Raw genomic sequence first — 17,945 nt, 5'->3', positions numbered from 1 at the left:
TTCAGGCCGGACAAAACAAAGGCGCTATCATAGCCGATGCCGTCAAGCACCTGACAGAGCGTGCTTGGCAAACGGTCGCATTTAATCGGCCGTAAAAGAAAAAACAGCCTCGAAATTCGCGCCTGTCACGCTAAACTGCGCACCTTGGCCGATCAGGCTGAACCGGTAGCGGAACCCCAGGTTCCAATGCCCACGAATTCTATAGAAAGAGTACCGATCATGACCCAAGTCAAACTGACTACCAACTTTGGCGACATCGTCCTCGAACTGAACGCCGACAAGGCCCCGATCACCGTGGCCAACTTCGTCGAGTACGTCAAAGCCGGTCACTACGAAAACACCGTTTTCCACCGCGTCATCGGTAACTTCATGATCCAGGGCGGCGGTTTCGAGCCAGGCATGAAAGAAAAGAAAGACAAGCGTCCGAGCATCCAGAACGAAGCCGACAACGGTCTTTCCAACGACAAATACACTGTCGCCATGGCCCGTACCATGGAGCCGCATTCGGCTTCCGCGCAGTTCTTCATCAACGTCGCTGACAACAGCTTCCTCAACCACAGCGGCAAGAACGTGCAGGGCTGGGGCTACGCGGTCTTCGGCAAAGTGACCGCCGGTCAGGACGTTGTCGACAAGATCAAAGCCGTGGCCACCACGTCCAAGGCCGGCCACCAGGACGTTCCAGCAGACGACGTGATCATCGAGAAAGCCGAGATCGTTGAGTGATATTGCTGATTTCAGACTTGCATCTGGAAGAGGAGCGCCCGGACATTACCCGGGCGTTTCTGGATTTGCTCGCCGGACGCGCCCGCTCGGCGAGTGCGTTGTACATTCTGGGCGACGTCTTTGAGGCGTGGATTGGCGATGACGCCATGACCCCCTTCCAGCGTTCCATCTGCCAGGCCCTGCGCGAGTTGAGCGACAGTGGCACGGCCATTTTCCTGATGCACGGCAATCGCGATTTCATGCTCGGCCAGGCCTTCTGCAGACAGGCCGGCTGCACCTTGCTGAAAGACCCGAGTGTCGTGCAGTTCAACGGCGAGCCGGTGCTGTTGATGCACGGCGACAGCCTGTGCACCCGCGACGAAGCCTACATGAAGCTGCGTCGCTACCTGCGCAACCCCATCACCCTGTTCATCCTGCGCCATCTGCCCTTGAGTACGCGGCACAAACTGGCGCGCAAGCTGCGCAGTGAAAGCCGGGCGCAAACACGGATGAAGGCCAATGACATCGTCGACGTCACGCCCGAAGAAATCCCGCGGATCATGCAGCAATATGGCGTGAAAACCCTGATCCACGGCCACACCCACCGCCCGGCCGTGCACAAGTTGCAGCTGGGTGATCAGGCCGCCCGGCGCATTGTGCTGGGGGATTGGGATCGTCAGGGCTGGGCGTTGCAGGTCGATGATGGCGGGTTTGCGTTGGCGCCGTTCGATTTCACCCCGCCGCCGCAATTGGCTGCGCCTTCCGCCTAGCCACCGCCCTCTGTAGGAGCGAGTTTACTCGCGATGGAAGCCGGCGCACCGCGGGGTATCAGGTTCCCCGCGTCATCGTTGACGTCCATCGCGAGTGAACTCGCTCCTACAAGGGGGCGGCGGTGCTTAGTGGCCCGCAGAGGCCGCAGGACCGGCCTTGGCGGTGAACGGTGGTTTGGCCAGCCACACGATCAGTATCAGCCCCATGAACATCCAGCCCAGCAAGGTGAAGTAGTCCACCGTGGACATGATGTACGCCTGGCTGATCACCGTCTGTTCCAGCTGCGTATAAGCCTTGGCCCCTGCCCCGCCCAGATTCGTCAGCGCCTCGCGGGTGGCCGGGTCGAACGGCGTGATGCTTTCGGTCAGGTACGCATGGTGCTGGTCGGCGCGGCGGATCCAGATCCAGGTGGTCAGCGAGGCAGCAAAGCTGCCGCCCAGGGTCCGCAGAAAGGTGGCCAGGCCCGAGCCATCGGCAATCTGGTGCGGCGGCAGGTCCGACAGCAGGATGGTCAGGGTCGGCATGAAGAACAGCGCCACGCCAATGCCCATGAACAGTTGCACCATCGCGATGTGCTGAAAGTCCACTTCGTTGGTGAAGCCGGCGCGCATGAAACAGCTTAGACCGATGGCCAGGAACGCCCCGCCCGCCAGGACCCGCATGTCGAAACGCGGTGCGTATTTGCCGACAAACGGTGACAGCAGCACCGGCAGGATGCCCAGCGGCGCCACGGCGAAACCGGCCCAGGTCGCGGTGTAGCCCAAACGGGTTTGCAGCCACTGCGGCAGGATCAGGTTGATGCCGAAGAACCCCGCATAGCCCAGAATCAGCACGATGGTGCCCCACCGGAAGTTGCGGTAGGCGAACAACCGCAAGTTGACCACCGGATGCTCATCGGTCATTTCCCAGATCACGAAGAACGCCAGGGCGATCACGGAAATCACCGAGCCGATGACAATGAAGCTCGATTCGAACCAATCTGCATCGTTGCCTTTATCAAGGACGATCTGCAAAGCGCCGACGCCGATGATCAAGGCGATCAAACCGACGTAATCCATTGGCTGGCGACTGGTGACCACCGGGCGTTTCTTCATCTGCTGCGTGACCACCCAGGCGGCGAACAGGCCGATTGGCACGTTGATGAAGAAGATCCACGGCCAACTGTAGCTGTCGGTGATCCAGCCACCGAGGATCGGCCCGGCAATCGGCGCCACCACCGTCACCATCGCCAGCAGCGCCAGGGCCATCCCCCGTTTCGCCGGCGGGTAGACCGCAATCAGCAAGGTCTGGGTCATCGGGTACAACGGCCCCGCCACCACCCCTTGCAGGACTCGAAAGCCCACCAGTTCCGGCATCGAAGTAGAAATCCCGCACAGGAACGACGCCAGCACGAACAGCAGCGTGGCCCAGATGAACAGTTTGACCTCGCCGAAACGCCGGCTGAGCCAGCCCGTCAGCGGCAGGGCGATGGCGTTGCTCACCGCAAACGAAGTGATGACCCAGGTGCCCTGCTCGGAACTCACCCCCAGGTTGCCGGAAATGGTCGGCAGCGCCACGTTGGCAATGGTGGTGTCGAGCACTTGCATGAAGGTCGCCAGCGACAGGCCGATGGTGCTGAGCACCAGGCTGGGCGGCGTGAACGACGCGTTATTGCTCATCGCGAATCCTTTGAAACCTGAATATCACAAACGCAACTGACCCTGTGGGAGCGGGCTTGCTCGCGAAAGCGGTGTGTCAGTCACATCAAGGCTGGATGTGCCGACCCATTGGCGAGCAAGCCCGCTCCCACCGAGTCGGCACATTGTCAAATCAGCGATTGGCGGTCTTGCTGACCGCGGCGCTGTTGTCGTGAATCAGTTGCGTGATCATCGCATCGGCTTCGGCCAACTGACGGTCGTAGACGTTGGTGCTGAACGACGCCTTTTGCGGCGGCTGTTGCGCCAGCACCGGGCCGCTCTGGTCGTGCAGGTCCACATCGACCACCGTCGACAGGCCGACCCGCAACGGGTGCTTGGCCAGTTGGTCGGCGTTGATATGAATCCGCACCGGCACCCGCTGGACGATCTTGATCCAGTTACCGGTGGCGTTCTGCGCTGGCAGCAGAGCAAACGCGCTGCCGGTACCGGCGCCGAGGCTGTCGATGGTGCCGCTGTATTTCACACTGCTGCCGTAGACGTCGGCTTCGACGTCCACCGGCTGGCCGATGCGCATGTCACGCAGTTGGGTTTCCTTGAAGTTGGCGTCAATCCACAGTTGATCCAGCGGGATCACGGCCATCAATGCGGTGCCCGGCTGGACCCGCTGGCCCAGTTGCACGGTACGTTTGGCCACATAACCGGTGACCGGCGCAATCAAGGTGCTGCGTGCGTTGGTCAGGTAGGCCTGACGCAGTTGCGCGGCGGCGGCCATCACGTCCGGATGGGAAGAAACCACGGTGTCGTCGACCAGCGCGCTGGTGGTCTTGAGTTTCTGCTCGGCGTTGGCCAGGGCGTTTTGCGCCGAGGTCAGGTCGTCCCGGGCGTGGGATAGCTCTTCCTGGGAAATCGCCCCGCCGGCGGCGAGGTTCTTGCGGCGGCTGAAGTTGTCCTGGGCTTTCTGCACTTCGGCTTTCTGCGCATTGACCTGGGCTTTCATGCCATCGACATCGCTGTACAGGCCACGCACCTGACGCACGGTGCGCGCCAACTGAGCCTGGGCATTCTGCAGGCCGATTTCGGCGTCGTTGGGGTCGAAGTTCACCAGCACCTGACCTTCGTGAACAAGGTCGCCATCATCGGCGCCGATGCTCACCACGGTGCCGGTGACCAGCGGGGTGATTTCCACCACGTTGCCGTTGACGTAGGCGTCATCGGTGCTTTCGCTCCAGCGCCCGTAGAACTCGTGATAAGCCCAGACGCCCGCGCCGGCCAGGACGACCACGATGGCGAGGATCAGCAACATGAGTTTGCGCTTGCCCTTGTTGGGAGTGCCCTGGGCGTTTTCAGCAGTTGGGGTTGTATCGGCAGTGGCCATGACAAGTACCTTGAATTAATGGGTCAGCGTGGCTGGTGTGGCGTTCGCCGAGGCAACAGCCTCAGGCTCGAAACCGCCGCCCAGTGCCTGCATCAGTTGAATCGACAGGTCGATCCGCTCGGCATTCAGGTTGGCCAGCTGACGCTGGGCCTGGAGCAATTGCTGCTCGATGCTGAGCACGTCCAGGTAGTTACCGATGCCGGAACCGTACCGCTGGACCACGGTGTTGTAAGAATCCTGAGCGATCTCGGTAGCGTGCTGCTGGGCAGCGATCTGCCGGCCGATATCGCGTAACTGGTTGACGCTGTCACTGACATCCCCCAGCGCCCGCACCAGACTTTTGTTGTACTGCGCTACCGCGAGGTCGTAATCGGCATCGCGGGAATCGAGGTCGGCGCGCAGGCGGCCGCCATCGAAAATCGGTACGGAAATGGTCGGTGCAATGTTGAAGAAGCGGCTTGCCGAACCGAACATCGCATCGCCCAACAACGATTCGGCACCGGCGGCGGCACTGAGGTTCAAGTTGGGATAGAAGCGGGTCTTGCCGGCGTCGATGTTCTTGCTCGCCGCCTCGACCCGCCAGCGCGCGGCCACCAGGTCCGGGCGACGCCCGAGCAGTTCGGCCGGCAACACCGACGGCAGTGCCACGGCGCTGGCCTTGAGAATTTGCGGCCGGGCGATTTCATTGCCGCGGTCCGGGCCTTTGCCGAGCAGTACGGCCAGGGCGATTTTCGCGCTGTTCAGGCGTTTCTCGGCGTCGACCAGATTGGCCTGGGAAGTGGCTTCCAGGCTTTCGGTTTGCTGGAACTGGTACTGGCTGTCGATCCCGGCACTCAGGCGACGTTGGCTCAGGTCGAGCATTTGCCGGGTGCGCTTGAGGTCTTCGGCGGACAGGTCATAAACGATGTGCGCCTGGCCCAGGTCGCTGTAGGCGCGGGCGACGTCGGCAGACAGTGACAATTGCGCGGCCTGCCGGTCGACTTCGGCGGCACGGGCCTGGCCCAGTGCGGCTTCCCAGGCATCGCGCTGACCGCCCCACAGGTCGAAGTTGTAATTGAAACTGGCACCGATGTTGCGCACGGTGGCGTAGTTGCCACCCTGCCCCTTCGGGTCTTGATCGCGGGCAAGTCGCGAACGGCTGACACCGGCGCTGGCATCGAGGGTCGGCATCCGATCGGCGTCGGCGGCTGAGGCCGCCGCGTTGGCCTGATGGGCACGGGCGTCGGCGATCTGCATGTCCGGGCTGTCGCGCAGGGCCTCGCGGATCAGGCCGTCGAGCTGCGGGTCGCCGAGGCTTTTCCACCAGTCGCGCTTGGGCCACGCCGCTGGCGACAGGGTCACGCCGCTGAGGGATTGCCCGGCCTTGAGGTTCTTCGCATCGAGGCTGACGCCTTCGGTGGTCAGGCCGCTGTAATTGGCGCAACCGGCCAGGGTCATGGCCAACAGCACCAGGCTGAGGCCAGTGCGCAGGGTTTTACTGTTCATCGTTACCACCTACCCGCAGCAGGGTGATCGAGTCCCCGGCCGCCAGCAAAATTTTCTTGAGGATGTGTTCCAGGGTCTTCAGTTCTTCAGGGGATACCGCGCCTGCCAGCTCGTTCATGGCGTCGGCGCCGATGTGCGGCAACAGGCCAGCCAGTTGCTGGCCCTGTTCGGTCAATACCAGTTGCACCTGACGGCGATCGGCTTCCGAGCGTTGGCGAGCGAGGAAGCCTTTCTGTTCCAGACGATCGAGCATGCGGGTCATCGAGCCGCTGTCGAGGGACAAGTGCCGGCACAGCTCGCCCGGCGTATCGACACCGTACTGGGCCATGATGATCAGCACCTTGAACTGCGCGGCGGTGATGCCGTGGGGTTCCATGTGCGTATCGATGATCCGGTCCTTGAGCAGCGCAGCGCGGCCGAGCAACAGGCCGAGATGGCAATTGTGGAAGTTGTCTGGAGAGAAATGCTTCATCTGACCACCCGTTAGCTGCCTAGGCAGTGAATGTATGACCAGATGTTACTGCCTAGGCAGCGAATGTCAACGTAATAGTTAGGATGCTTTGTAATTAGTTGACCAAAGGCATCGGGATTGCCCCAATCCCGTGGCGAGGGAGCTCGCTCCCGTCCGGCTGCGAAGCAGCCGTTTGCAGGGTTTCAGGAGATATGAAGTTGCAGGGTCTGGGGCCGCTGCGCGGACCAGCGGGGATAAATTCCCTCACACAGGGGATCGTGAGGGTTAGAAATCGCGCTTGTAGAAGATATCCAGCGAACTGGCCACGCCGCCGGCGGCTTCGAGGTAGACCTTTTTGCTCAGCTTGTAGCGCAAGGCAATGGTGTTGGCCGGTTCGAACACGCCCACGCCGTAACGCAGGCTGAGCTTCTCGGAGAGGTTGCCGCTGGCGACCACGCTGGTGGCGTTGCCGCTGCCCTGGGTGTCGAGCTGGAAATCCTCGATGCCCAGGTTCTTCGCCAGGCTGCCGGTCACGCCGGAACTGCCCATCAGGCCCAACCCCAGCGCTGCCTGGGCAAGCATGTTGTTGTCCTCGCCGTTGGTGCTCAGCGGACGCCCCAGCACCAGGTAGGACAGCGCCTGCTCCTGGCTCATGGCAGGTTCCGAGAATATCTGCGTGGTCGGCTGCTCGGCGCTACCGCTCAGGCGAATACCAGCGATCACGTCGTCGGTCTGGCGAATGGCTTCGATATCCAGGTACGGCTGATCGATGGGGCCGGCGAACAGCAGGCGCGCCCGGCGCACGGTCAGGCGCTGGCCATAGGCACGGTAGCGCCCGTCGTTGAGCCAGAGCTCACCCCGGGTATCGAGGTTGTCGCCAATGTGCACATGCCCCTTGAGGTTCGCCGTCAGGCCGAAGCCGGCAAAACTCAGTTTGTCATCGCCCACCACCACCTCGATGTCCATCAGCGTGGCCATCGGCGGTTTGCCCTCCTCGGTCTGCTGGCCGACGATCACCGTGTCATCGGAGACCTTGACCGTCGACGGCGGTAATTCACGGACCGTGATCTCGCCACGGGGCACCAGCACCTTGCCGGCCACCGCCAGTTTGTCGTCCTTGATCGAAATCTTCAGGTCCGGCGCCACTTCGAGCTTGGCGTAGGGCTCGACGGTCACCGGCAACTGCGAGCCCTTGAGCGCCAGGTCCACCACCAGCGCCTGCCCCCAGGCGACGTTGCCGCTGAGCGTGCCCTGCCCGGCCTTGCCGCTTTTCCAGTCACCGTTGAGCTGCACGGTTTCGCCGGCGATCACCGCCCGCAGTTGCAAGGCCTGAATTTCCAGCGGCAATTCAGGGCCGGACACTTGGCCATCGCTGAGCAGCACGTTGCCATTGACCTGCGGCGCCAGCAGGGTACCGCCGATGCTGCCGCTGCCGTTCAAGCGCCCGGTCAGCTTCTCGACCATGGGCACGAACGGGCGCGCCACCGACAGGTCCAGGCCACTCAAGCGGAAGGAGCCGGTCATGGGTTTGTCTTTGGGCAGCGGGTTGATCTGCGCCTGCACCATCAGCTCACCGAGCTTGCCGCCAACGAAGTTCAACGTCGTGTCGATACGCTTGGGCGTGAGTTTGCTGGTGAGGTTCAGGGTCTGGTACGGGAAGTCCAGCCACTGGTCCTTGTCCTTGACCCGTAGGGTACCGCCGCTGGCATCGATGCTGATCTGACCGTTCGGGCCGCTGGCCGGCACGTCCAGTTGCACGTCTGCGTTGAGGCGACCCTGCCAGGCGAAATCCTTGGGCAGCCACTGGGCCAGGCTGTCGATCGGGAACTGCTTGAGGTGATAGCGCAGCTTGGGTTCGGGCATCAGGCGCTGATCTTCACCGCACAGGCTGGCCGCGCCGGACATCCAGCAATGGGCGCCGAAGTTGATTTTGCCGTCTGCCAGTCGCTCCAGTTTTGCCGGGCCTTGCAGCTTCCAGTCCTGGCCACCGGCCTGGATATCGCCGCTGGCCAAGCGGCCGCGCCAGTTGTCTTTGTCCAGCGCGCCATCGAAGCCCAGGGCCAGTTTCAGCTTCGGTCCTTGCAAGTCAAGGTTGAGCTTCTGGTTCTTGATGTCGCCCTGACCGCTGGCGGTCAAGGTGCCGATGGAGGTATCACCGGTCTGGATGCCGCTGCCCTTGAGTTCGATCTTCGCCCGTTGCGCGCTGTCGAGGGTGGCGTCCAGGTTCAGGCTTTGCAGGCGATTGTCGGCGAACGCCAGTTGCGCACCTTGCAGGTCGAGCTTGCCCTGGGGCGCCTTGAGCGTGCCGGCGACGTCCACCCGGCCGTTGATCTGGCCGCGCAGTTGCGGCCAGAGCTGGGCCAGGCGCGGCAATTTGATGTCGATCTGCCCGGCCAGTTTCTGTTGCAGGCTGCCCTTGCCGCTGATGCTGTTGTCACCCAGGCGGATTTGCAGCGCATTGAGATTCCACTGCTCGCCGCCGCCATCGGCCTTGGCTTGCAGAACGGCCGGTTGGCCACGCAGCTTGCCCTTCAAGTCCAGATCGGCGTTCAGACTGAGCTTGTCATTCTTCATCTCACCTTTGCTGCGCAGCGGCCCGGCAAGGGTACCCGGCAGCTGCGCGACCCAATACGCCGGGTTGATCGCCGACAGGTCCAGCGCCGTGTCCCAGGCGATGCCATCGGCGAATTGCAGGTTCAGGTGCCCTTCGGCCTTGCCCTGGCCAGCGGTCAGTTGAATTTGTTGCAGGTAGATTTTCGTCAGGTCGCCGGCAAAGGGGCTGGTCAGGCTGAACGCCCCGGCCGGGCCATCCAGTGCGGCATCGAAATGACCGAGGTATTTGCCGTCGGTGTAGGACACTTCGCCGTTGAAGGTGCGCAGGGCCACTTCGGGTTCGTCGATCAGCGGGTAGAGACGGTGCCAGGGGAAATCCAGCCAGGCGACCTTCGCCTCGGCAGTCAATCCTTTGCTCCAGTCCAGCACCCCGGTGAGCTTGAGGTGTTGCGTGTCGCTGGCGGTCAGGTCCAGGGCGGCGATCTGCGCGCCGTTGGCGTCGACCTTGCCCTGCAGCGCCAGCGCCACCGGGCCTTGTTCGGCGGGCAGCGTCGCGTGCCCCGTCAACTGATAGCCGTTTTTAAGGTCACCGTCGCCCGTCAGTTCAAGTTGATTGAGTTGCAGGGTATCCGGCAGATCGGCGTCGGGCTTGAAGCCGTCTGCGCTGATACGCACCTTGGCCGGCAGGTTTTCAACCAGCGGCTGCAGTTCGCCGGTCAGTTGCCCGTTCAGGTAGCCGCGGCTGTCGGCTTTGAGGTTCAGGGTCTTGAGCAGGTCGCCATCGACTTTCAGCGCCAAGGTCCAGGGGGCGGGCGTGGTCAGGATCAATTGCCCTTCGGCGCTGAGCGGCCAGTTGCCACCGGGTTGCAGGTGGCCGGACAGATTCAGGCTCAGGTCGTCCCGTTGCAGTTTCACCGAGTCGATCTGCATCCCGGTCCGGGTCCAGTGTGCCGCCAGTTGCAGCCCCCTGAGTGCTTCACTGCCGTTGAACAGCAGGCTGCCGACCTGCACATCCCCCAGCTCCAGCGCCAGGGGCAACTGCAAGTCCGGGAGGCTGAGCGGCCCGCTGCTGTCTTCATCCGTGCCGGGCGGCAATTGCAGGCTGACCTGATCGGCCTTCAGTTGGTCGATGCACAGGGTCATGCGCGTCAGGCACACCGGCGACCAGGCGAAGATCACCTTGTCCAGTTCCACCCGGCTGCTGCCCTGCTGCCACAGCACATGGTCGGCGCTCCACTGCCCGCCCAGGCGACCCTGGAAATTGTCCAGGTGCAAACCGGGCACAAAACCCAGTGCCCAGCGACTGCCGCTGGCCGTCCCCAGCACCGTGGCCAGACTCAGGACGATCAGCGACAGCAGCGCCACAATCGCCAGCAGCGTTATTTTCACACCACGCTTCACAGCTCAGGCCCCATGGAAAAGTGCAAGCGGATACCGCCATCGTCGTCCAGCGCATGGGCCAGGTCGAGGCGGATCGGCCCTACCGGTGACACCCAGCGCACGCCGATACCGACCCCGGTCTTGAGGCTCGGCAGTTCGAGGTTGTTGAAGGCATTGCCCTGGTCGACGAACGTCGCGATCCGCCATTTGTCAGCCACGGAATATTGATACTCGGCGGTGCCAGTGATCATGTAGCGGCCGCCGATGTGGTCACCCTGGTTGTTTTTCGGCGACAGGCTCTGATAGTCGTAGCCACGCACGCTCTGGTCGCCCCCGGCGAAGAAGCGCAGCGACGGCGGTATCGATTTATAGCCGTTGGTGGCGCTGCCGCCGACCTGCACCCGCCCCAGGAAGCGGTGCTTGTCGAACACCGTGGTCAGCCCTTTGACCAGCGCCGTGCCGTATACCAGGTTGTTGTCCGAGCCCAGGCCTTCCTTGGCCACCCGGGTTTCGAACGCCAGGCGATAACCGTTATGCGGGTCGATCCGATTGTCGCTCTTGAGGTAGGAATAGCTCACGCCGGGCATCAACAAGGTACTGAGTCCGGAATCGTCACCAAGCCGGTATTCCTCCCGCTGCCACTTGAGCGATACCACCCGCTCCCAACCGCTGGGCAGTTTGCTGTGCCACTCCGGGCCGAGGGTCAGCAGCTTGCTGAGGCTGTCCTTGTCGGCGATTTCCTCATTCTGGTAGCCGCCGGCGAAACGCAATTTGTCGGTCAGTGGCGGGTCCAGCGGGATGTCGTAGAACACCCCGACGTTTTGCCGTGGCGCCGAGATTTCGGTTTCCCAGCCATAGCTGTGCCCTTGCGGGTTGACCCAGTGCCGGGTCCAGTTGGCTTTGATCCGTGGGCCCACGTCGGTGGAGTATCCCAGCCCCAGGCCCATGGTCCGCGGCTTGCGGGTCTCCAGCTGGACGTCCACCGGGATCACATTGTTCTTCGAAGCCGTGGGGGCGGCATCGACTCGCACGTTCTCGAAGTAACCGCTCGATTGCAGCGCCTGGTTGAGTTCGGCGATCAGCTCGGAGTCGTAGGGTGCGCCGGCCTTGAACGGCACCATGCGTTGCAGCAAGTCTTCGTCGAACGGCGTGTCGCCTTCGAAACTGACCTTGCCCATGGCATAACGCGGGCCGCTGTCGTAGACCAGTTCAATATCGGCGACACCTGCCCGCGGGTCCACCGACAGTTTCGAGCTCGTGAAGTGACCGCTGAAAAAGCCGAAGCGCGAGGCCTGGTTCTGGATCAGGCGCTTGGCGTCTTCATATTGACCATGGTTAAGCACGGCGCCGGTTTGCAGCGCATGGCTCTTGGGCACACGAAAGGATTTGAGGGCGGCCGCCGGACCGTCGACGCGGATAGTGACGTTGCGCAAATGCACCGGCTCGCCAGGCTCGATGTTGAGGATCAGGTGCGGTGTCTTGCCCCCCGTCACCTTGCTGTCGATCTGCGGCTGATAGTAGCCAAGGGCCTGGGCAGCCTTGCGCGCCTGTTCCTCGGCGCCACGACTGAAGCGCAGCAAGGCTTCTTCGTCACGATCGCCGAGACTGCCGATATAGCCCTCTATATTGGCTTTGAGTGCATCGTTGGACGGGTCGATCCGCACATCCAATTCACTTTGGGCCAGTGCCGTGCAACTGCTGATCAGCATGAGCACGCCACTGGTAATTCTTCCTGGAAACTTCATAGGCGCGGATGCTATCACGAGCTAAAGAGGGTGATAGAGCCGGACCCGTCCGGAAAGTTCGTCATTTAAGCGGTTGCTGTTTGTAGGACCTGTGGATTGGGATGGAAAAAAACGTGCTCTCGGACAGGTCCTACAGCCACCTCACCAATTTCCTCGTAACCCTGGCGTTTGTAGAACTCCAGATAGCGCGGATTGCCGGTGTCGAGCATCACCCCCTGAGAGTTTTCATCCACTGCGCACCAGTTATGCACCGCTTGCAGCAGTTGTTCGCCGAAGTGTTTGCCCTGGAATTGCGGGTGAACCCCCAGCAACGGCAGGACGTGCACAGAGTCCGATGGCGCGCAGGCCGCGACGGCATCGTGATATTCGAGGTAGCGACGGGTGCAGCGAAAACCCGTGCTGAGCACCATGCGCAGGCGCCAGGCCCAACTTTCGGTGATGCCCAGCCGACGTTGCGGCGGCGCAATGAGCGCTATGCCGATCAGCCGATCGTTGACCAGCAGGCCGATGGCCGGCAAATCCTGCAGAAAGTGCTGCTTGACCAATTCCCTCACGGTGGCGCGTACCCGTTGTTCATAGCCTGGGCGTTCTGATTCGAACAGGTAGCCGTAGGTCGGCTCGTGCCGATAGGCCTGGTACAACAGAGAACGCGCTTCGCGGGAATAGCCGCTGTCGAGCATGTGGATATCGGCGATCGCGGTGGAAGTTTCGGGCATGACGGTAGATCTCCCCGGCGCGGCTCGAGTGGCTGCGCTCTTGTTGGTACGAACCTCTGGGTGGCATCACAGTTCCCCCACAGGTATAGACCAGACTCAACGGTTGTGGGCGTCGTGCACAAATCCGAAGTGGGAGCGGGCTTGCTCGCGAAGAGGCCAGAACAGGCCATGAATATCTGCCTGGCACGGCCAATCCTCTCAACCCGGCACTGGCCGCAATCCTGCTGGTCAGCTAGCATCGCCCTTTTGCCAGGACTGCCGACCATGAAGATCGTCTCCTTCAACATCAACGGGCTGCGCGCCCGTCCCCATCAGCTGGCGGCGCTGATCGAAAAGCACCAGCCGGACGTGATCGGCTTGCAGGAAACCAAGGTCCACGACGACCAGTTCCCGCTCGATGAAGTCAGGGCGCTGGGCTACCACGTGTATTTCCACGGGCAAAAAGGCCATTACGGCGTGGCCCTGCTCTCGCGCCAGGAACCGATTGCCCTGCACAAAGGCTTCGCCACCGACGAAGAAGACGCCCAGCGACGCTTCATCTGGGGCACCTTCGCTGATGCCAACGGCGTGCCGGTCACCATCATGAACGGCTATTTCCCACAGGGCGAAAGCCGCGACCACCCGACCAAATTCCCGGCCAAGGAACGCTTCTACAGCGACTTGCAGCAACTGCTGGAAAGCCAGTTCCAGAACGATCAGGCGCTGGTGGTCATGGGCGACGTGAACATTTCCCCGCAAGACTGCGACATCGGTATCGGCCCGGACAACATCAAGCGCTGGTTGAAGACCGGCAAGTGCAGCTTCCTGCCGGAAGAACGCGAGTGGATGGCCCGCCTGAAAAACTGGGGCCTGGTGGACAGCTTTCGCCATCTCAACCCGGAGGTGACCGATCGCTTCAGCTGGTTCGACTACCGCAGCCGCGGCTTTGAAGACGAGCCCAAGCGTGGCCTGCGCATCGACCTGATCCTGACGTCCCATGGCTTGTTGCCGCGGGTCAAGGACGCCGGTGTGGACTACGAACTGCGTGGCATGGAAAAACCCTCGGATCATGCGCCGATCTGGCTTGAATTGAGCTGATCTCAGCCTCACCACATTGCCCCCTTGTGGGAGCGGGCTTGCTCGCGAAGGCAGTGTGTCAGCCGACGACAATGCTGACTGACACGCCGCCTTCGCGAGCAAGCCCGCTCCCACAGGGGGAAAGTGTCATATTTTGGAAACCTTACTGACTTAATCTCCCGACACCTCCTTTGGCTATATAAGGTGCCGGCATGATGCTGCGCGTGTTGTTCCTGTTGATGCTCTGCTACTGGCTGCCGCTGACGGCTTCGGCCAGCGGGTTGCCGACGCCCGAACAGGGCCCGGCGTTGCGCATCCATGGTTCCAACACCATCGGGGCGGCATTAGGACCGGCGTTGGTCGAGGGCCTGATGCGCCAGCAAGGGTTGGCCAACGTGCACACCGAGACCCCGGATACCGCCAACGAACTGCGCATCGTCGGTGAAACAACCGAGGGACGCCGGGTCGAGGTGGAGCTGGCGGCCCATGGTTCCAGCACCGGTTTCAGTGCACTGAAAACCGGCGACGCCGATCTGGCCGCCTCCTCCCGTCCCATCAAGGACCATGAACTGACAGGCCTGCAGGCACTGGGCGACCTGAAAAGCCCCGGCGCCGAGCAGGTCATCGCCATCGATGGCCTGGCGATCATCCTGCATCCGCACAATCCCCTCAACCAACTCGACACCGTACAACTGGCGCGGATTTTCAGCGGCGAAGCCAGGACCTGGGAAGACGTCGGTGGTCGCGGCGGGCCGATTCATCTATATGCGCGCGATGATCAGTCCGGCACCTACGACACCTTCAAGGAACTGGTCCTCAGCGGGCACGGCAAAACCCTGAGCAGCGCCGCGAAACGCTTCGAATCGAGCGAGCAATTGTCCGACGCTATCAGCCTGGACCCGCAAGGCATCGGCTTCATCGGTCTGCCCTACGTGCGTCAGGCCAAAGCGGTGGCGATTGTCGACGGTCAATCCCAGGCCATGTTGCCGCAGGGCAGCCTGATCGCCACCGAAGACTATCCCTTGTCCCGCCGCCTGTTCTTTTACCTACCGCCGACCGGGAACAATCCATGGGCCAAGGCCCTGGTAACGTTCGCCCAGAGCAGTCAGGGCCAGGCGATTGTGGCCGCCAACGGCTTCATCGCCCAGACCGTGCAGGCCATGGCCGTCACACCGAATGCACTGATGCCTGAGGGCTATCAGGGCTTGAGCCGGCACGCCCAGCGCCTGTCGGTGAATTTTCGCTTCGAAGAAGGCAGTGCGAGCCTGGACAACAAGGCCCGCCAGGACCTGTCACGGGTACTCGACTATATAAAGCAGCATGATAAGAACGATCGGCAGGTCACCCTGGTAGGCTTTGGCGATGCCAAGAGCGACCCGGCGCGTGCGGACCTGTTGTCCAAGCTGCGGGTCATGGCGGTACGGCGGGAGCTGGTGAAAAGCGGCGTGGTGTTGCGTGAGGTGCGCGGGTTTGGCGCTGAGATGCCGGTGGCGGCCAACAGCGAGGATGAAGGGCGGATCAGGAATCGGCGGGTTGAGGTTTGGGTGTACTGAGTCTGATGTTGATGCGCTGAATGGGTCAACGCCTTCGCGGCCGAGCCTCACTCCTACGGATCACCCGGACCTGCAGGAGCGAGGCTTGCCCGCGAAGAACGATAACGCGGTACTACTGCCCGCTACGCATCATTTCTTTTGGCACGTACTTGCCGATTTCAAACTTGCCGATCGCCGCGCGGTGCACTTCGTCCGGGCCGTCAGCCAGACGCAGGGTGCGCTGCATCGCGTACATGTAGGCCAGCGGGAAGTCGTTCGACACCCCTGCCCCGCCATGAATCTGGATCGCCCGGTCGATCACTCGCAGGGCCACGTTCGGCGCCACTACCTTGATCTGCGCGATTTCGCTCTTGGCCACTTTGTTGCCGACGGTGTCCATCATGTACGCCGCCTTCAAGGTCAGCAGGCGCGCCATGTCGATTTCCATCCGCGAGTCGGCGATCTTGTCGATGTTGCCGCCCAGGCGTGCCAGGGGCTTGCCGAACGCCGTGCGGTTCACCGAGCGCTTGCACATCAATTCCAGGGCGCGTTCGGCCATGCCGATCGAGCGCATGCAGTGGTGAATCCGGCCCGGGCCGAGGCGCCCTTGAGCGATCTCGAAGCCGCGTCCTTCGCCCAGCAGGACGTTTTCGTAAGGCACGCGTACGTTTTCGAACAGCACTTCAGCATGGCCGTGTGGCGCATCGTCATAACCGAACACCGGCAGCGGGCGCACGATCTTCACCCCGGGGGTATCGACCGGCACCAGGATCATCGAGTGCTGGGCGTGACGCGGCGCGTCGGGGTTGCTCAGGCCCATGAAAATCAGGATTTTGCAGCGCGGGTCACAGGCGCCGGAGGTCCACCACTTCTTGCCGTTGATCACCCACTGGTCGCCGTCGCGCACTGCACGGGCGGCCATGTTGGTGGCATCGGAGGACGCCACGTCGGGTTCGGTCATGGCGAACGCCGAGCGGATCTCGCCGCGCAACAGCGGTTCGAGCCAGCGCTGTTTCTGTTCTTCGTTGGCGTAGCGCACCAGTACTTCCATGTTGCCGGTGTCCGGCGCCGAGCAGTTGAACGGCTCGGGGCCCAGCAGCGAGCGGCCCATGATTTCCGCCAAAGGCGCGTATTCGAGGTTGGTCAGGCCAGCGCCGAGCTCCGACTCAGGCAGAAACAAATTCCACAGGCCTTCAGCCTTGGCCTTGAGTTTGAGTTCTTCCATGATCGCCGTCGGCTGCCAGCGATCGCCCTCGGCGACCTGGCGCTCGAACACGGCTTCGGCAGGGTAAACGTAGGTGTCCATGAACGCGGTCACGCGCTCACGCAGTTCTTGCACCTTGGGCGAATAAGCGAAATCCATGAGCGGATACCTTCTTGGGGGAGGTTGTTTAGATCATGCAATCGATGCTAGAACAGCTACGAAAATTTACCTAGCCTATTCTCGGCGTGTATTAACATTCATCACCGATATATGATCGGCTGATCGTCACGGTCAGTCCGCCAACACAATAAGAGAGCCGCGTAATGAATCTGAGCAAGGTCGACCTCAACCTTTTCATCGTCTTCGACGCGATCTACACCGAAGCCAACCTGACCCGCGCCGGGCAGATTGTCGGCATTACTCAACCGGCGGTGTCCAACGCTCTGGCCCGTCTGCGCGAAACCTTCAACGATCCATTATTCGTGCGTACCGCCCAGGGCATGGTGCCCACGCCCATGGCCCAGAACATCATCGGTCCGGTGCGCAACGCTTTGTCGCTGCTGCGGGTATCGGTACAGGAAAGCCGAATTTTCAACCCGCTGCAGGCCGTCAAGACCTATCGCATCAGCATGACCGACCTCACCGAAGCGGTGATCCTGCCGCCGCTGTTCCAGCGCCTGCGTCGCCTGGCGCCGACTGTGATCATCGAAAGTTTCCTGTCCAAGCGACGAGAGACCACCAAGGAACTGGCGGCCGGACGGCTGGATTTTGCCGTGGACGCGCCGCTCAACACCGACCCGCAGGTGCGCCACGTCAAGTTGATGGAGGACCGTTACGTGTGCGCCATGCGCAAGGGGCATCCGCTGGCGACCAAAGAGAAATTGACCCTCGATGATTACCTGGGCCTGACCCACATCCATATTTCCAGCCGCCGCAGTGGTTTGGGCCATGTCGATCTGGCTTTGGGCAAGATGGGCATCCAGCGCAAGATCGCCCTGCGCTCACAGCATTACCTGATGGCCTCGCAAGTACTGCAGCAGACCGACATGGTCATGACCGTGCCGGAGCGCTTCGCCCGCCGCAACGATCTGCACGCCTTCAGCCTGCCGGTCAACGACGTGCCGCCGGTGGAAACCCACCTCTACTGGCACGAAAGCACCGATCAGGACCCGGCCAATCGCTGGATGCGTGAGCAGATGATCGAGTTGTGCCAGCAGGTGACGGCGCATGAGAAGAAGCTCGAGAAGGTGTAGGGCGTTGATCCGCGTTATCGTTCTTCGCGAGCAAGCCCGCTCCCACATTCGACCGCGTTGCGGTTAACGGTGGGAGCGGGCTTGC

13 protein-coding genes are annotated in these 17,945 nt (G+C 62.1%); 5 read left to right on the top strand and 8 right to left on the bottom strand.

Annotation, left to right across the window (positions count from 1 at the left end):
• Positions 1 to 219: 219 nt before the first annotated feature.
• Together B0W55_RS10365 and lpxH are read left to right on the top strand one after the other, a co-directional pair.
• Positions 220 to 723 carry a peptidylprolyl isomerase gene (locus B0W55_RS10365; RefSeq protein ID WP_077045909.1) on the top strand — a complete coding sequence of 168 codons (504 nt, stop codon included), beginning with the start codon at positions 220 to 222 and terminating at the stop codon, positions 721 to 723.
• On the top strand, positions 720 to 1,472 hold the full coding sequence (gene lpxH, locus B0W55_RS10360) for a UDP-2,3-diacylglucosamine diphosphatase (RefSeq protein WP_077045908.1): 753 nt from the start codon (positions 720 to 722) through the stop codon (positions 1,470 to 1,472). The genes B0W55_RS10365 and lpxH overlap by 4 nt, the downstream gene beginning before the upstream one ends.
• Before the next feature lie 126 nt (positions 1,473 to 1,598).
• Here the strand turns inward: lpxH and B0W55_RS10355 are convergent, their stop codons facing one another.
• The 7 genes from B0W55_RS10355 to B0W55_RS10325 all read right to left on the bottom strand — a co-directional run bounded on the left by B0W55_RS10355 (position 1,599) and on the right by B0W55_RS10325 (position 12,815).
• Positions 1,599 to 3,131: a DHA2 family efflux MFS transporter permease subunit gene (locus B0W55_RS10355; protein WP_077045907.1), complete on the bottom strand. Its 1,533-nt coding sequence runs from the start codon at positions 3,129 to 3,131 to the stop codon at positions 1,599 to 1,601.
• 151 nt (positions 3,132 to 3,282) lie between these two features.
• Complete coding sequence (locus B0W55_RS10350; RefSeq protein WP_077045906.1) at positions 3,283 to 4,485, bottom strand: efflux RND transporter periplasmic adaptor subunit; 1,203 nt, start codon at positions 4,483 to 4,485, stop codon at positions 3,283 to 3,285.
• A 15-nt stretch (positions 4,486 to 4,500) separates the two neighbouring features.
• The gene (locus B0W55_RS10345) at positions 4,501 to 5,970 is read right to left on the bottom strand and encodes an efflux transporter outer membrane subunit (RefSeq protein WP_077045905.1); all 1,470 of its coding nucleotides are present in this window, start codon (positions 5,968 to 5,970) and stop codon (positions 4,501 to 4,503) included.
• Positions 5,960 to 6,442 (bottom strand): MarR family winged helix-turn-helix transcriptional regulator, encoded by a 483-nt coding sequence (locus tag B0W55_RS10340; protein ID WP_077045904.1) that lies wholly within the window; start codon positions 6,440 to 6,442, stop codon positions 5,960 to 5,962. Before B0W55_RS10340 ends, B0W55_RS10345 begins: the two co-directional genes overlap by 11 nt.
• Positions 6,443 to 6,706: 264 nt before the next feature.
• Positions 6,707 to 10,375, bottom strand: coding sequence for a translocation/assembly module TamB domain-containing protein (locus B0W55_RS10335; RefSeq protein WP_077045903.1), 3,669 nt, complete (start codon positions 10,373 to 10,375; stop codon positions 6,707 to 6,709).
• On the bottom strand, positions 10,372 to 12,099 hold the full coding sequence (locus tag B0W55_RS10330; protein WP_077045902.1) for an autotransporter assembly complex family protein: 1,728 nt from the start codon (positions 12,097 to 12,099) through the stop codon (positions 10,372 to 10,374). The genes B0W55_RS10335 and B0W55_RS10330 overlap by 4 nt, the downstream gene beginning before the upstream one ends.
• A 65-nt stretch (positions 12,100 to 12,164) precedes the next feature.
• Positions 12,165 to 12,815 carry an N-acetyltransferase gene (locus B0W55_RS10325; protein ID WP_077045901.1) on the bottom strand — a complete coding sequence of 217 codons (651 nt, stop codon included), beginning with the start codon at positions 12,813 to 12,815 and terminating at the stop codon, positions 12,165 to 12,167.
• 264 nt (positions 12,816 to 13,079) lie between these two features.
• Between B0W55_RS10325 and xthA the strand changes: the two genes are divergently transcribed.
• Together xthA and B0W55_RS10315 are read left to right on the top strand one after the other, a co-directional pair.
• Positions 13,080 to 13,892 carry an exodeoxyribonuclease III gene (xthA, locus tag B0W55_RS10320; protein ID WP_077045900.1) on the top strand — a complete coding sequence of 271 codons (813 nt, stop codon included), beginning with the start codon at positions 13,080 to 13,082 and terminating at the stop codon, positions 13,890 to 13,892.
• Between the two features lie 191 nt (positions 13,893 to 14,083).
• A complete protein-coding gene (locus B0W55_RS10315; RefSeq protein WP_077045899.1) occupies positions 14,084 to 15,424 on the top strand; it encodes a substrate-binding domain-containing protein in 1,341 nt (446 codons plus the stop codon).
• A gap of 112 nt (positions 15,425 to 15,536) precedes the next feature.
• Here the strand turns inward: B0W55_RS10315 and B0W55_RS10310 are convergent, their stop codons facing one another.
• Complete coding sequence (locus tag B0W55_RS10310) at positions 15,537 to 16,766, bottom strand: acyl-CoA dehydrogenase (RefSeq protein ID WP_077045898.1); 1,230 nt, start codon at positions 16,764 to 16,766, stop codon at positions 15,537 to 15,539.
• 164 nt (positions 16,767 to 16,930) lie between these two features.
• Here B0W55_RS10310 and B0W55_RS10305 point away from each other — a divergent pair, with 164 nt between their 5' ends.
• Positions 16,931 to 17,860, top strand: a complete 930-nt coding sequence (locus B0W55_RS10305) for a LysR family transcriptional regulator (RefSeq protein ID WP_077045897.1) — start codon at positions 16,931 to 16,933, stop codon at positions 17,858 to 17,860.
• The last annotated feature ends 85 nt before the right edge of the window (positions 17,861 to 17,945 follow it).

Origin of the sequence: Pseudomonas sp. KK4, from assembly GCF_001984065.1 — a bacterium.
Classification (GTDB): Bacteria; Pseudomonadota; Gammaproteobacteria; order Pseudomonadales; family Pseudomonadaceae; genus Aquipseudomonas.
The sequence above is the reverse complement of the archived record's forward strand: the minus strand, read 5'-3'. Positions and strand labels throughout refer to the sequence as shown.